Raw genomic sequence first — 15,566 nt, 5'->3', positions numbered from 1 at the left:
AGAGACGACCATGTCGAAATGCCAGTCGAAATCCTGTTGCGAAATCAAACCGCCTGCAGCGTCGCTTGCTAACGAAGTGACGATAGAGGACGCTCCGCACGAAGTGACGATCCACATCGCGCAGATGTGCTGCCCCACGGAAGAACGTCTCCTTCGCCATGCACTCGCCAAACTGCCTGGCGTCGTAGCGCTCGACTTTAACCTGATGCAACGCCAATTGAGGGTCACCCACACGCTGCCTGCTCCTGAGCCCATTCTTGTGGCGATCCGCGCACTTGCCATGATGCCGGTGCCAATGGCACTTCCGGAACCCATTCGCATCCAGGATTCGGATCAGCCGGATTCTTCGAAGCCCAGTGAAACCCGAGCGGACCAAGTCACCCCCGCCGCGCCGTCGCGCGCTCCGTTCATCAAACTTTTGCTTGGCTTGGCAGCGGCGGTTAGTGCCGAAGTTATCGCATGGACGACCGGAGACGAGAACTCACTTTTGGTAATTGTGCTTGCGGTGCTAGCCATCGCGCTCACCGGGCCGGACGTTTATCGCAAAGGGTGGGCCGCGCTACGGCATCGGAACCTGAACATCAACGCACTGATGTCGATCGCGGTCACTGGCGCCGTGCTTATTGGGCAGTGGCCGGAGGCCGCAATGGTGATGGTCTTGTTCTCACTGGCCGAATTGATCGAGTCTCATGCTCTTGATCGCGCACGCAATGCCATCCAAGGTCTGATGGCATTGACGCCCGATCGTGTCACTGTTCGCGGTAACAATGGCGTATGGGCAGAGCGCGATGCCGCCGGTGTCAATGTCGGCGCTCTTGCACGCGTTGCGCCAGGTGAGCGTGTCGGCATGGATGGCCAGGTCACCGCCGGTGAGTCTACCGTCAATCAAGCACCCATCACCGGGGAAAGCATGCCGGTCGCGAAGGTCGCAGGGGACAAGGTATTTGCCGGGACGATCAATGAGAGCGGCTCATTCGAATACCAGGTCACCTCGTTACATAGCAACTCGACTCTGGCGCGCATCATTCGAACTGTGCAGGAAGCCCAGGGAAAACGGGCTCCGACCCAGCGGTTCGTTGATCGCTTCGCCACCGTTTATACCCCAGTTGTATTTTTCGTCGCATTGCTCGTAGCAATCTTGCCGCCTCTGTTTGCTGGCGGAGAGTGGATGGACTGGATTTATAAAGCGCTGGTATTGCTCGTCATCGCCTGTCCATGCGCACTGGTCATTTCAACACCGGTGACGGTGGTGAGCGGCCTGGCGCGCGCCGCTCGAGCGGGAGTGCTGATCAAGGGCGGTGTCTACCTGGAGCAGGGCGCGAAGTTGCGTTACATCGCGCTCGACAAGACGGGCACCATCACGCGTGGGAAACCTTCGCTCACCGACGTCGTTCCTGTCGATGATCCCGATGAGGCCGCGTTGTACTTTGCCGCGTCGCTCGCCGCACGCTCGGACCACCCGGTCTCCAGTGCCATCAGTCGCCATTGGCATGATGAGTTGGCAGGCACGCAACTGGCTGAGGTAGAGAGCTTCAAGGCCCTTGGTGGGCGTGGAACGCAAGGGCGTATCGACGGCGTTCTGTATCACCTTGGTAACACGAGACTGTTGGACGAACTAGGAATTACAAACGAACAGGCTAGCAGTTTGATCGCAAAACTGGAAGGCGAGGGCAAGACCGCTGTCGCCCTGATCAACGGGCAACGTGTCCTTGCGATCATAGCCGTGGCCGACACGATCCGCCCAACAAGCATTGAGGCCATCGAGCGTCTCCATCGCCTCGGGATTCACACCGTGATGCTCAGTGGCGACAACGTTGCTGCAACAGCGTCCATTGCGCGACAGGTTGGAATCGACGATGCCAGAGGCGGTTTGCTGCCGGAAGAAAAACTCTCTGTCATCGACGAGGAACTGGCACGCCATGGAAGCGTAGGGATGGTTGGTGATGGCATTAACGATGCGCCAGCCTTGGCACGCTCGAGCATCGGTTTCGCCATGGGCGCAGCGGGCACTGATACTGCGATCGAGACGGCCGATGTCGCTCTGCTGGAAGACGACCTTCGCAAAGTGCCGCAGTTTATTGTCCTTAGCCGCGCTACCGGGACCATCCTAAGGCAAAATATCGGCGCCGCCCTTCTGATTAAGATCGTGTTTTTGATACTCGCAATCGTTGGTTGGGCGACTCTCTGGATGGCCGTTTTCGCCGACGTGGGCGCAAGCCTGCTCGTCATTTTTAATGGCATGCGTTTATTGCGCATAAACCTGCATGAGCGCAACCATTAACAGTGCACGATGTTATACTGCCGCCCATGACCCGCCGATTTCTCACTTGCTTGCTGATGATGCTCGCATTCCAGTTCACCTGGAGTGCGATCAGCGCCTATTGCATGCATGAGACCGGGCGCGCGGCGCAGCACCTCGGACATCACCAACACAAGGCCGATGCCCACGATCAGCTAGCGAAAGCTGCTGATGATGGCAAGCCTGCCTCGACCAAAAAGATTGCTCAGCACTCGCACTGTTCGTCTTGTGCTCATGCTGTGTTGGCTCCTGCGGCCGCACCTGTTACGCAGTATCTGCTTACGGCAGGCATTGCGCCAACCAGTATTAACGTCAAATTCGCCTCAGTTCCCCAGGTTCCTCCTGAGCGCCCCCAGTGGGCTGCCGCCATTTAAGTCCGGCGGCAATCCCTTTTATTTCCAGGTAATCCTCGCTGTTTCCGATCGTGCGCTTTGGCGCAAGGTCGGCGCTTGCGCAGTCGCCGGATAGCTTTCGATTCTTTCACCTCGGAGTTATCCATGCAATACAGATCTATGATCCTGGGGGCGCTCTTGCTGCTTGCGCAGTCGGCCCCTCTTTACGCTCAAACAGCGCAGTCGGAAGTACTGCGCGACCGAACTATACCGCCGGGGGTTGCCGATACTGTGCAGCTCCCATTGACTCTCCAACAGGCTATTCGCGCGGCGTATGCTAATAACCCCAGTCTGCGCGCATCATCGCACGCAATAGGGATCGCCGAGGGCGGCCGCATCCAGGCCGGTGTTCTGCCGAATCCGGAGCTGTCCCTGTCGACCGAAGGGACCGACCGTCGTTCTCGAGTCGAGACAGCACAAATTACCCAGACTATCGAGCTTGGCGGCAAACGTGGGGCGCGTGTCGCTGCCGCCGAACAGGAGCAGTTGCTAGCTGCCCGGTCACTAGATGTTCGACGCGCTACGCTGCGCGCGGACGTCATGGCGGCCTATATGGAAGCATTGACTGCGCAGGAGCGCGTTGTCCTCGCCGAAGCAGCATTGGAGATTGCCCGGCGCGCGACAAATGCCGCAAGTCGTCGTGTCACCGCAGGCAAGATATCGCCGGTCGAGCAGACCCGCTCCAGCGTGGCAGAGTCGGCCGTGCGCATGGAACTTACTCAGGCGATGGCCGACCGGGCTTCAGCTCGGCGCCGGCTCGCTGCGCTGATGGGGATTTCGCGTGCCGTCGAACAGCCTTTGCAGATGCCGGCCATCGAGTTCGCCGCCATTCCTGCCATGGCAGAACTCGAGCAACGCATGAGTGCATCGCCGCAACTGCGACAAGCCGAGGCGCAAGTGGGTCGGCAAAACGCGCAGGTGACCATTGAACGTTCGGCACGGATACCGGATTTATCAGTCACGGTGGGAACTCAGCGTGATCGCGAGCGCGGGGGCAGTGAAGCAGTATTTGGCGTTTCCATACCGCTGCCCTTGTTTAATCGTAACCAAGGCAACATGCTCGCTGCCCTTAGACGCGTGGACCAAGCACGCGACGAGCTGGAAGCTGAACGCCTACGCCTGTACCAAGAACTCGCCGATGCACGCCAACGTGCCGAAGTCGCGCAGTTACAACTCGATAGCCTCAAGACTGAAATGGTGCCGGCGGCACAACAAGCGTACGACGCCGCCGTGATCGGTTTTGAGCTCGGCAAATTTGGGTTCCTCGACGTACTTGACACCCAACGCGCATTGATTCAGGCGCGCACGCTCTATCTGCGCGGCCTTTCGGAGCGCTATAGGGCAGCCACGGATATTGAACGTGTCGCGCCCACAGCTGGCCCTGACGGCACAGCTATTTTCAAGGAACACATGCAATGAAATCACTAAGCAATCACCAGAAGAAAAGTCTGCCGATCATCGCCGCGATCTTGGCCATTGGCGCCGTCTTGGCGATGACAATACTGTTCTGGAACAAGAACGGTGGCGAAGTCGGCGCAGGCGAAGATGCCCATGGCCACGCCGAGACCGAGAAAACAGAAGGAGCCAAAGAAAGCCGCACCGCCAGCAAAGAGGGTTCAGAAGAAAAAGAGGGTTCAGAAGAAAAGCATGACGACGAAGGGTTGGTCAAGCTGTCGGTCACGCAGGCTGAGAAGGCGGGGATCACGACCTTAATTGCCGGGCCGGCCACGATCAATAACATGGTGAAGCTTCCTGGCGAAGTTCGTGTCAACGACGACCTGACGGCGCACGTCGTGCCGCGCTTGAGCGGGGTGGCCGAATCTATTCCCGCGCAGCTGGGGCAAACAGTCAAGAAGGGACAAGTGCTTGCTGTGATCTCCAGCCCTGATCTGGCCGACCTGCGAAGCGCTGCTAATGCAGCGCAGGTCAGGCTCGGGATGGCAAAAACCGTCTACGAGCGTGAGAAAAAACTGTGGCAGGACCGCATTTCTGCCCAGCAGGACTACCAACAGGCGGAGCAGGCATTGCGTGAGGCTGAGCTGGCCCTGCAGACTGCCCGCTCGAAACTGGCAGCGCTCGAAGTTTCAGGCGCAGGTGGCGCATTGAACCGTTACGAATTGCGTGCACCGTTTGACGCTGTCGTCGTGGAGAAGCACATCACTCTGGGCGAAGCGGTGCAGGAAAACACCAATGTGCTCGTACTGACTGACTTGTCGCGGGTCTGGGTAGACGTCGCTGTCACGCCAAAAGATTTGGGGAGTGTGCGCAGCGGCGCATCCGCGACCGTCACAGCCACTGGCTCAGACCTGACTGCTGTTGGGAAAGTGAGCTACGTGGGTTCGTTGGTCGGGGCACAGACGCGCACTGCGACTGCGCGCGTAGTTATCGCCAACCCGGGCGGCGCCTGGCGTCCAGGTCTGTTCGTCGACGTCATGCTGGTGCAAGGAACAAGACAGGCCGCAGTTGCTGTGCCTGTCGACGCCATCCAGACGGTCGAAGACAAGACCGTTGTCTTCGTAGCCGTTGAAGGCGGCTTTCGCGCACAGCCGGTCGTGACCGGCACCATCGACGGCAAAGGAGTCGAAATCCTCGAAGGCTTGCGCCCAGGTACGCGCTATGTCAACGGCGGAAGCTTTGTACTCAAGGCCGAACTCGGCAAGGGTAGCGCCGAGCACGGCCATTAAAAGGGGATTCCATGTTTGAACGCATCATACGTTTTGCCATTGACAGCCGTTGGCTCGTCATGGGCCTGGTCTTCGCCATGGCGGCGATCGGCGTCTACAACTATCAGCGCCTGCCGATTGACGCAGTACCCGACATCACCAATGTGCAGGTCCAGATCAATACATCGGCGCCAGGCTACTCGCCGCTCGAGGTCGAGCAGCGCATCACCTATCCTGTCGAGACTGTGATGGCCGGCCTGCCTGGATTACAGCAAACACGCTCGCTGTCGCGTTACGGGCTGTCGCAGGTGACCGTCATCTTCAACGACGGTACTGACATTTATTTCGCGCGTCAGCTGGTCAACCAACGACTGCAAGAAGCGCGGGAGGGACTGCCTGAAGGTGCGACACCGGTTATGGGTCCGATTTCCACCGGCTTGGGCGAAATCTACTTATGGACGGTCGAGACTGAAGCAGGGGCAAAAAAGCCTGACGGCACACCCTATACTCCGACGGACCTGCGCGAAGTACAGGACTGGATCATCAAGCCGCAACTGCGTCAGGTACCAGGCGTTACCGAGATTAACTCGATCGGTGGCTACGCCAAGGAATACCATATCACCCCCGATCCGAACCGCCTCAGCTCTTACGGGGTCACTCTGGCTGATGTCGCCACAGCAGTCGAGCGCAACAACGACAATACGGGCGCAGGTTACATCGAGCGATCGGGCGAGCAGCTCCTGATTCGCGCGCCTGGCCAAGTACGCACTATCGACGATATCCGAAACACAGTCTTGAAGAACGAGGATGGGGTCGCGGTGCGTATTCGCGATGTCGCTGACGTCGCTGTTGGACGCGAATTACGCACGGGTGCCGCGACCGACAACGGTGTCGAAGTTGTGCTCGGTACCGTATTCATGCTCATCGGTGAGAACAGCCGGCAGGTCTCGCAATTGGTCGCAGACAAGATGGTGGAGATCAATAAGACCCTGCCTGCCGGCGTCAAAGCCGTTCCTGTGTATGACCGCACGGTACTGGTCGATAAAGCGATTTCCACAGTGCGCAAGAACTTGCTGGAGGGCGCAATCCTGGTCGTCGTGATTTTGTTCATCTTCTTGGGCAACATTCGCGCGGCCATCATTACAGCGATGGTCATCCCTCTGTCGATGCTATTCACATTTACAGGGATGGTTACATACCGCGTTAGTGCGAACCTGATGAGCCTTGGCGCACTCGACTTCGGCATCATCATCGACGGCGCCGTAGTGATCGTTGAAAATTGTGTCCGGCGCCTGGCGCATGCACAGGAACAGAACAAGCGCGAGCTGACTTTGCAGGAGCGTTTTCGGGAAGTCTTTGCTGCTGCCAAAGAGGCGCGCCGACCGCTCCTGTTCGGTCAATTGATCATCATGGTGGTATACCTCCCGATCTTCGCGCTGAGCGGGGTAGAGGGGAAGATGTTCCATCCGATGGCTTTTGCTGTGGTCATCGCACTGCTGGGTGCCATGATCCTGTCGATCACTTTTGTACCTGCTGCGGTAGCCCTGTTTATCGGAAAGCGAGTGGCGGAAAAAGAGAATCGTTTGATGACGATGGCGCGCAACGCATATGAACCGGCGCTGCGTATTGTCCTGCGCAACGGGCCGATAGTACTGACCGCCTCAATCGTGATCGTGATGCTCTCTGGGCTTCTGGCAACGCGCCTGGGTAGTGAATTTATTCCGAACCTGAATGAGGGGGATATTGCGATTCAGGCTTTACGCATTCCAGCGACTAGCCTGACTCAGTCTGTGGACATGCAAAAGAAGCTGGAAGTAGGACTGAAAGCGAGGTTCCCTGAAATTGAACGTGTCTTTGCTCGCACCGGGACAGCCGAGATCGCATCTGACCCCATGCCGCAAAATATTTCTGATGGCTACATCATGCTTAAACCGGAGTCTGACTGGCCCAAGCCCAAGCGCAGCCACGCCGAGCTGGTGGAAGCGATCCAGAAAGAGGCGGAAAAATATACGGGTAACGCGTATGAGTTCTCGCAACCTATCCAGCTGCGTTTCAACGAGCTGATATCAGGCGTGCGTAGCGATGTGGCTGTAAAGCTGTACGGGGACGATATGGACGTGCTGGCATCGACTGGTGCCCAAATCGCTGCAGTACTGCAACGCGTGCCAGGCGCGGCTGAGGTGAAAGTAGAGCAGACCACCGGTTTGCCAATGCTGACGGTCAATATCGACCGTGACAAGGCAGCGCGCTATGGCCTAAACATTACTGACGTTCAGGCAACCATCTCGGCGGCAACCGGTGGCCGCGAGGCCGGCACCATGTTCGAAGGCGATCGCCGTTTTGCGATCGTTGTGCGGCTGCCGGAGGTACAGCGAACAGACCTTGATGCGTTGCGCCGGCTTCCGATCGCACTACCGGCTCGCTCGGGCTCTAGCGCCGCCGGTACGAACTTCATTCCTTTAGGTGAATTAGCGACACTCGACATTGCGCCAGGCCCAAACCAAATCAGTCGCGAAGACGGCAAGCGACGTATCGTGATCAGTGCCAACGTACGCGGGCGCGATATTGGTAGCTTCGTACCGGAAGCAGAGGAGGCGCTGGCCAAGAGCGTGCGCATCCCGGCCGGTTACTGGACCACGTGGGGCGGTACGTTCGAGCAACTGAAATCGGCGACCCAGCGCCTGCAGATCGTCGTGCCTCTTGCACTGTTCTTGGTGTTCATACTGCTTTTCATGATGTTCCGGAACGTGAAAGATGGACTGCTGGTGTTTACCGGCATTCCTTTTGCCTTGACCGGGGGGATTGCGGCCTTGGCACTGCGAGACATTCCGCTCTCTATCACGGCAGCGATCGGTTTTATTGCCTTGTCCGGAGTGGCAGTGCTAAACGGACTGGTAATGATCTCGTTCATCCGGTCGCTGCGTGAAGACGGCATGTCGCTCGATGAAGCCATAACGCATGGCGCGCTTACGCGCCTCCGCCCGGTGCTGATGACGGCATTGGTGGCATCGCTCGGGTTTGTGCCGATGGCGATCGCTACCGGTACGGGAGCCGAGGTTCAGCGCCCGCTGGCTACAGTAGTGATTGGCGGCATTTTGTCCTCGACAGTACTTACTCTGCTGGTATTGCCGCTCCTGTATCGCATGGCGCATCGAAAGGATGCTGAGGGCCCTCTACGTGAAAGTCGTGTAGTAACCCCGGTCTGAACCGTTGAGCAGAAGATGCGCCGGGACGGTCCCGTCAACGCGCCGTCCCGCAGATGCCAGTCGACGATCGACAATCGATATTTGACAGGCTATCCGCGCCGTTGGGTCTTGTTCATTGAGACGGGCGGGGCGCGTCGCTCTGCCGCGTTTGGGAGATTTTGTTTATGCGCATGACACCAAGCGGTCTCGATACCGCCGTATCTCACGTAGTCCTGGGATCGAGCATTGTGGTGGTCATCTTGACTATGTACGGAGCTTTCTTTTGGGAAAGTTTTTCTTTAGCTGCAGGCGCGTCGTATCAGCTTGCCATTATGACGCTGAACAGCGGGAATCTTGAGGGGGAGCGGAGCAAAATGGGCAAGGCAGCTCAAAGCGCTGTAGTGCGTTTTGCCGTAGTCAGCGTCCTTGTGTTACTCACTCCATTTCTTGCTGGCGGCGCAGTGCATGCCTTGAATCATGCATCAACTTTGGTGCCACTCGAGTTGTTGCCGGGCGCATTATGCGCATTTTTGGTTGGTGTGCTACGTGGGTTTTACTACCGGTATAGCAGCGCCCAAAAGGGCGCGATCGTTTTGGTTAATGCCGCTCTGGCAGCACTTCCATTTATTGCGCCGCTTCTCACTGTATTGGCGATCGCAGCAGGGTTCCAGAATGCCGATGGCATTGTCGGTGTGGGCTTGATGGTTATTATGATATTCGCTGTGCTGGCACCGCAGGTAGTGCAACTGAGTCGGTTGTTGGATTAGAGAAGAGCTATGCTTGTACAGATCGCGGTCGGATCACATTGATATCCGATCCTCGAGTCCAGATGCCGGTCTCGATCTTAAAATTAACGACGTAACGAATTAAGGAGAAACCATGGGTTCGGGTCATTCACACTCCCACACCGTCTCACCCACGCAAAACACAAGTCGCTTGTGGATCGCGCTTGGCCTGACGTCAACGTTCTTGGTCGCCGAGCTCATCGCCGGAATTATGACCAATAGCTTGGCGTTGATCTCTGATGCGGCGCACATGTTCACCGATGCTGCAGCACTGGCTATATCACTGGCGGCAATTCAAATCGGGCGCCGGCCGGCCGATACACAGCGCAGCTTTGGCTACTATCGCTTCGAAATTCTGGCCGCTGCCACGAATGCGATCCTGCTGTTCATGGTAGCAATGTACATTTTGTTCGAAGCGTGGAAACGTCTGCAAGATCCGCCCGAAATCGCCTCTGGGACCATGCTAATCGTGGCTGTACTTGGCCTAATCATCAACTTGATCAGCATGCGGCTTCTCTCTGCTGGCAAGGACTCCAGCCTGAATGTCAAAGGCGCTTATCTTGAGGTGTGGAGTGACATGTTGGGATCGATCGGTGTAATCATCGGTGCGCTTCTGATCCGCTGGACTGGAGCCGCGTGGATTGATTCCGTGATTGCCGTGGCGATCGGCTTTTGGGTACTGCCGCGTACTTGGGTGCTGTTAAAAGCAAGCTTGAATGTGTTGCTTGAGGGCGTGCCTGAGGAAATCGTCCTTGCTGATGTGGAGAAAACGATTTTGGCGGTGTCCGGTGTCGTTACCATCCACGACCTGCACGTGTGGGCCATCACGAGCGGCAAGGTGAGCTTGACCGTGCACGTCGTACGCAATCCCGATCAAGCTGACGACGACACTGTGTTGGCCGGGGTACGTCGTGCTGTTGCAGACAAATTCGACATTCACCATTCCACCGTCCAAGTTGAGCGTGCACCTTGTGAACAGGCGACAGGTGCACACAGTTTTGAGTCACGCACAAGTCATTGAAAGTATAGGAATTTACATGATTGAACATATCAAAAATGGCCTGACCGAAGCGCAGCAGGTGCTCGATCAGTTTGTAAATGATCAAAGCAAGCTCCAGAGTGTCGCCGCCGCGGCTCATTTGTTGGTGACAGCTTTTCGTAGTAACGGAAGGGCATTTTCGTGCGGTAATGGCGGATCAATGTGCGACGCAATGCATTTCGCGGAAGAGCTAACAGGGCGGTTCCGTCACGATCGCCCGGGGATTGCCGCAACTGCAATCAGCGACCCCACTCACATCACGTGCGTCGCGAACGACTACGGGTATGAAAATGTGTTCAGCCGGTACATCCAATCTCATGGCCGTCCTGGCGATGTCTTGCTTGCGATAAGTACTAGCGGGAAAAGTGCTTCGATCCTAGTAGCAGCCCAGATGGCTCAGAAACTCGGCATGCAGGTCATCGCATTAACCGGGGCTTCTGGATCGCCCTTGGAGGACCTATGTGACGTCTGTATCAGTTGTCCATCTAGGGCGTTTGCCGATCGGACTCAGGAAATGCACATAAAGATCATTCATATTTTGATAGAGCTGATCGAACGAGAGCTTTATCCAGCGAACTATTAATGTAGTTTGAGTATATTTTGACCGGCATGCGGGTACCATACAGGATCTAAATTGAAACAACCGGATAAAACCACTCGGAAATAAATTTCTCAGATCGATATCATATCTGTCCCTAGCAGAATAGGTACCTTGTCAGGCTTGACACGAGGCTTTTCTTCTTTTTGTTTAGGTAAAAAAGGTACTTCGCCGACAGATGTATTGATTCAATTAGAACTGTGTCCATTTAGGCTACCTGAAAGCTGCGATGACTGTAACTAAAAATCAGCTTTCAGCGCAAGGTGAGAGCCTACTCAACGCCTATCGCGGGTATGGCAGCGAGGACAGGAACCAATGGTTTAATTAAATATCAAAAAGAAATAAGGAGCGCTTTCCATTCCAACATTAGTCTTTTTTACCGGCCAACGTTCCTCTAAAGAAATCCTATGGTTGTCGTGTTTCATCCTATTCTCGAACATGTGAATGACGTGCTTGACATTGTCCCACGGTGCGCGACGTGTGGTTTGACATGCATTTAACGAGCGCTTAACAGGCTAATCGCTACGATATTCAAAATTGCGAAAGCAAAGCTCATATCTCCTGTCAGGATGACGGATTTCTTTAAAACGTGGAGGGCCTATGGCGATCAATAGTATTGATAGTATAGACGGCAGCGCGACTCAGGCTATGTTGGAGCAACTGAGGGCGGGGTCACGCAAGCCAATATTATTGCAAGAAATTGTAACTTATTCATCTGCGTTAGGCAGCAAGCCGGCAGTCAAAATTGACTTCGCGCAGACCCTGGAAAAGACATTGCAGGCCGTGAGCGACCGTTCTGCAGAGGCCCGGGAGCTCGGGCAGCGTCTTACACTAGGTGACAACTCGATCAGCTTAGCGGACACTATGATAGCGATGCAAAAATCGAGCATTGCCTTTCAGGGGACTCTTCAGGTACGGAATCAGGTAGTGACTGCTTATACCAACATCATGAATATGCAGGTGTGATCCATTGGACTGATCCAGCATCGCCCACTGAGTTTCGGCACATACTGCTATGTAGTCACTCTACACAATAATCGACTGCTTGCGAATTCTTTGGGCAATTCACCTGACCGCAAAACAGCTCGGATTACGTCGCAGTGCCAGATAAGCCCCTCACGCCGGTCGCGCTGCGGCGACCGGTCCGCCTCCTAAGCGTAACATACCTATTTTTTCTTTTTTAACGCTTTTTTGCTCCTCTTAACTCTGATTTTACGGGCTTGATGAGAGCATTTGCAAGTTAGGCGATTTGGGAGCTCGTAGCAATATCGTGAGCTTTCTATGTTATTGAATCATAAAAAAATCATATTAAACGAAATCGTTATGAAAATCGACGAAGATTACTCGAGCCAATACAAGAGCGTCGGCGGCGCTAAACGGGTGACAGCTGCATTTGGCTACTCAATAAAGGGGCTTCGAACAGCGTGGCGAAACGAGCATGCGTTCCGCCAGGAGATGGTGGTAGTTTGTCCGGGAATAGTAATTGCTTTATGTGCACCAGTTTCAACAATCGAAAAAGTTGCGCTGACAACTGTTTTGCTGCTTGTTCTGATAGTAGAGTTGCTCAACTCCGCTGTTGAGGCTGTGGTCGACAGAGTGTCGCTCGACTACCATGTTCTATCAGGGCGTGCGAAGGATCTGGGCAGCGCGGCCGTGTTCACTACGATATTGCTAGCTGTGCTGACTTGGGCGATCTTGTTTGTACCAGTCGTGCTATCACAATTATTGTAATGCGTTTGCCACTTAGTTTGAGAACGCCCAACGACAAAGAAATATTTGATGCCATTGTCATTTTTTCATCCTCCGTTTATCAGGAACTTAACATCATTTTCACCTTAGCGATACGGTTAAAAATCTATTCTGAATGAATTATGTTGCCTAACGGGGCACTGACTCATCAAGGGTAATCAAGTGACGCAGATTTTCAAGAAGCATTTTAGTGTATTTTCGACAATTGTAATTGCTGCTGTGTATCTTTCGATATTCTCGAACTCGGGGTTCTGGGTCGGTTATATCGAGTACATCGATGGCATCGATTTTGCCCGCGTTCCGCTGCTACTTGGAATGTTCGCTATTCTGGTTCTATTTTTCATTGGAATTCTGACTTTATTCAGCTTTAGTCGAATTTTCAAGCCCGTCGTTATTGCGGCTATCGTTATTTCTTCCGGCATTAGTTATTTTATACATCAATATGGTATTTCTATAGATAAAACGATGATCCAAAATGTATTTGAGACCGACTTCAAGGAGGCGACAGAGCTGTTAAATTGGAGGATGTTCGTCTACGTTACCGTTTTCGGTATCATTCCTTCGGTTTGGTTTGCCGGCACAAAGATCATTTATCCTGGAGGCAGTAGCGGAATGATGACGCGTCTCACGCTATTCACTGGTGTGATCTGCGTTGCCATCTTGTTGCTAATCTTAACGTTCAAGAGCTTGGCGCCTACCTTCCGCCAGTACCATGAATTGCGGTATAGACTGACTCCGATGAACCTAATTCAGGCGACCCAAGCCTATGCCAGCACTCGATTGCGCACCCCTATCATAGTGAAGCCGCTCGGACGGGATGCAATTAAAGGTCGAACGTGGATCGAGGGGCGAAAGCCAGTAGTTTTGGTGATCGTAGTGGGAGAAACCGCCCGAGCCTCGAGCTTCTCGTTGAACGGTTACGCTAATGATACTAATCCGCTACTGTCGCGCCAGAAAGGACTCATTAATTTCACCAATGTCCAATCTTGTGGCACGGCGACTGCCGTCTCTCTCCCGTGCTTGTTTTCCACATTGGGGCGTAGCGATTATGATGCGCTAAAGGCCCGCGGGCAGGAGGGACTACTGGATGTCTTGTCGCATGCTGGGATGAGAGTCATTTGGCGCAGTAATAATTCCGGATGCAAAGGCGTATGTGATAGGGTTGAGTATCAGGATCTTTCAATTCCCGAACCGGGAGCAGTACATTGTTCAACAGAGGAGTGTTACGATGAGCGCCTGCTCGCAGACTTCCCTGAATTTATTGGTAAAATCACTAAGGACACGGTGTTGGTCCTGCATCAGAAAGGTAGTCACGGACCGGCTTATTCGCTGCGGTACCCTGAGCGTTTCGCGAAATTTGGTCCTGCCTGTACGACGACCGATTTCCAGCAATGCACGCGAGAAGAGATCGTTGCTGCCTATGACAATACCATTCTCTACACAGATTACATCCTCAGCCGAACGATCGCCCAACTTGAAGCGGCGGCTAACGTTGGCGTTGTAGACACTGCGATGCTCTACGTATCCGATCACGGAGAATCGCTTGGCGAACGAAATATGTATTTGCATGGCGCACCTTATCTGATCGCACCGCGTGAGCAAACCCATGTGCCAATGATAATGTGGATGTCTTCCGCCTTCAGTAGGCGCTTTCGGATAGATCAGCAGTGTCTTAACGCGCGACGTCAGCAGGAGTTCACGCACGACAATTTTTTTCACTCTGTGTTAGGCATGTTAGATATCAATAGCGCCACCATTAATCCAGCGTTAGATATCTTCAACCCGTGTGTTCGTAAAATCAATTCCTGATCGCCGAAATGCTTCATTTAATGGCGCAGTTTGAGGACAAAACAGACCGTGTTTCTCATGGGTCAATGCTATACTTCACGCCATGACTCGCAGGCTCGTTCAGGTTTTACTCCTCATGTTTGCACTGCAGTTCAGCTGGAGTGCAGTTAGTGCTTATTGCATACAAGAGACGGGTCTAGTTGCGCAGCATTCCGGCCATCATCAGCATCAGGCCGACCGAGGCGACGGAGTCGTTTCGATCGAACCAGGCAATGCAACTGGTTCAAAGAAAGTCGTAAGCGCGCACTCTCACTGCTCGTCATGCAACCACGCAATATCCACGCCGGCTGCACTCGAGCAGGCCATGCCAGTTCGTGTCGCGAACCGCGTCTTTCCAGTCGCCAATGATGCTGCATTCACTTCCCTCTCTCTTTCTCGCCCTGAGCGCCCGCAATGGCGCGGTGCAACCTGACCACCGCTGAGAATAAGCAGGTTAAACCCTTCACAGGATTTGACTATGTCGACATTCGTTTCTAGGTCTTAAATTACGACACGCTTTGTAGTTAAGAGAACGCGGTTAGCACGGTCGTGGTTGTAAAAGGATCTTCGGCGCAATGTACTTAGCTGGCTCCATAGTGCACCACTAAAGCGGATATTGCGATGGCGCAATCGGGTACGCGGGCGCGAGCTGACTTCCAGTGCAATTAACGGCAGCTAATGCCCCATCACTCCGAGCCGATGAAATATAGGCCCTGTAATCCATGACTCCAGATTTGCAATTGCGCTGGTCGCGATCCAATGTTTCTCGCAAAGATTTTGCTTGCCGTGCTTTTATAGCGACTTGGACTGCAATCGATGCGATTTTATTAGGCAGCGTTTCGCTCGATGCCGCCGCCTTGTGGTTGTTCGCAATATTGGCGCACTACACCTCAACAACCAATGGTAGCGATGAGTCGGAAGCCGCTGTGAACTTGTGATGGCGTTGACAGGTGCGCCTAAATCTAAGCTTGAAGACTAAGAAAGTGAATTCAGTTGCGAACGTGGGCGACAATTCGCAAATCGATCGCA

The 15,566-nt window shown here is 54.3% G+C and carries 12 protein-coding genes; all 12 read left to right on the top strand.

Features of this window, described 5'->3' with window-relative positions:
- Positions 1–10: 10 nt before the first annotated feature.
- The 12 genes from AC56LW_RS23145 to AC56LW_RS23090 all read left to right on the top strand — a co-directional run bounded on the left by AC56LW_RS23145 (position 11) and on the right by AC56LW_RS23090 (position 15,475).
- The gene (locus tag AC56LW_RS23145; RefSeq protein WP_499561066.1) at positions 11–2,281 is read left to right on the top strand and encodes a heavy metal translocating P-type ATPase; all 2,271 of its coding nucleotides are present in this window, start codon (positions 11–13) and stop codon (positions 2,279–2,281) included.
- 56 nt (positions 2,282–2,337) lie between these two features.
- Positions 2,338–2,673, top strand: coding sequence for a cation efflux protein, CzcI family (locus AC56LW_RS23140; protein ID WP_499561064.1), 336 nt, complete (start codon positions 2,338–2,340; stop codon positions 2,671–2,673).
- Between the two features lie 261 nt (positions 2,674–2,934).
- The gene (locus tag AC56LW_RS23135) at positions 2,935–4,110 is read left to right on the top strand and encodes a TolC family protein (RefSeq protein WP_499638034.1); all 1,176 of its coding nucleotides are present in this window, start codon (positions 2,935–2,937) and stop codon (positions 4,108–4,110) included.
- On the top strand, positions 4,107–5,375 hold the full coding sequence (locus AC56LW_RS23130) for an efflux RND transporter periplasmic adaptor subunit (RefSeq protein WP_499561060.1): 1,269 nt from the start codon (positions 4,107–4,109) through the stop codon (positions 5,373–5,375). The genes AC56LW_RS23135 and AC56LW_RS23130 overlap by 4 nt, the downstream gene beginning before the upstream one ends.
- Positions 5,376–5,386: 11 nt before the next feature.
- Positions 5,387–8,560 carry a CusA/CzcA family heavy metal efflux RND transporter gene (locus tag AC56LW_RS23125; RefSeq protein WP_499561058.1) on the top strand — a complete coding sequence of 1,058 codons (3,174 nt, stop codon included), beginning with the start codon at positions 5,387–5,389 and terminating at the stop codon, positions 8,558–8,560.
- A 164-nt stretch (positions 8,561–8,724) separates the two neighbouring features.
- Complete coding sequence (locus tag AC56LW_RS23120) at positions 8,725–9,306, top strand: hypothetical protein (protein WP_499561056.1); 582 nt, start codon at positions 8,725–8,727, stop codon at positions 9,304–9,306.
- Positions 9,307–9,418: 112 nt separating this feature from the next.
- Positions 9,419–10,345 carry a cation diffusion facilitator family transporter gene (locus tag AC56LW_RS23115; RefSeq protein WP_499561054.1) on the top strand — a complete coding sequence of 309 codons (927 nt, stop codon included), beginning with the start codon at positions 9,419–9,421 and terminating at the stop codon, positions 10,343–10,345.
- Positions 10,346–10,361: 16 nt separating this feature from the next.
- Positions 10,362–10,946 (top strand): SIS domain-containing protein, encoded by a 585-nt coding sequence (locus AC56LW_RS23110; protein WP_499561052.1) that lies wholly within the window; start codon positions 10,362–10,364, stop codon positions 10,944–10,946.
- 615 nt (positions 10,947–11,561) lie between these two features.
- Positions 11,562–11,927, top strand: coding sequence for a flagellar hook-basal body complex protein FliE (fliE, locus tag AC56LW_RS23105; RefSeq protein ID WP_499561050.1), 366 nt, complete (start codon positions 11,562–11,564; stop codon positions 11,925–11,927).
- A 357-nt stretch (positions 11,928–12,284) separates the two neighbouring features.
- Complete coding sequence (locus AC56LW_RS23100; RefSeq protein ID WP_499561048.1) at positions 12,285–12,692, top strand: diacylglycerol kinase; 408 nt, start codon at positions 12,285–12,287, stop codon at positions 12,690–12,692.
- 180 nt (positions 12,693–12,872) lie between these two features.
- The gene (locus AC56LW_RS23095; RefSeq protein ID WP_499561046.1) at positions 12,873–14,519 is read left to right on the top strand and encodes a phosphoethanolamine transferase; all 1,647 of its coding nucleotides are present in this window, start codon (positions 12,873–12,875) and stop codon (positions 14,517–14,519) included.
- A 740-nt stretch (positions 14,520–15,259) separates the two neighbouring features.
- On the top strand, positions 15,260–15,475 hold the full coding sequence (locus tag AC56LW_RS23090; RefSeq protein ID WP_499561044.1) for a hypothetical protein: 216 nt from the start codon (positions 15,260–15,262) through the stop codon (positions 15,473–15,475).
- The last annotated feature ends 91 nt before the right edge of the window (positions 15,476–15,566 follow it).

Source organism: Telluria sp. LT2P80 (assembly GCF_059685955.1).
Note: the sequence above shows the minus strand (reverse complement) of the source record. Positions and strands in the feature narration are given on the sequence as shown.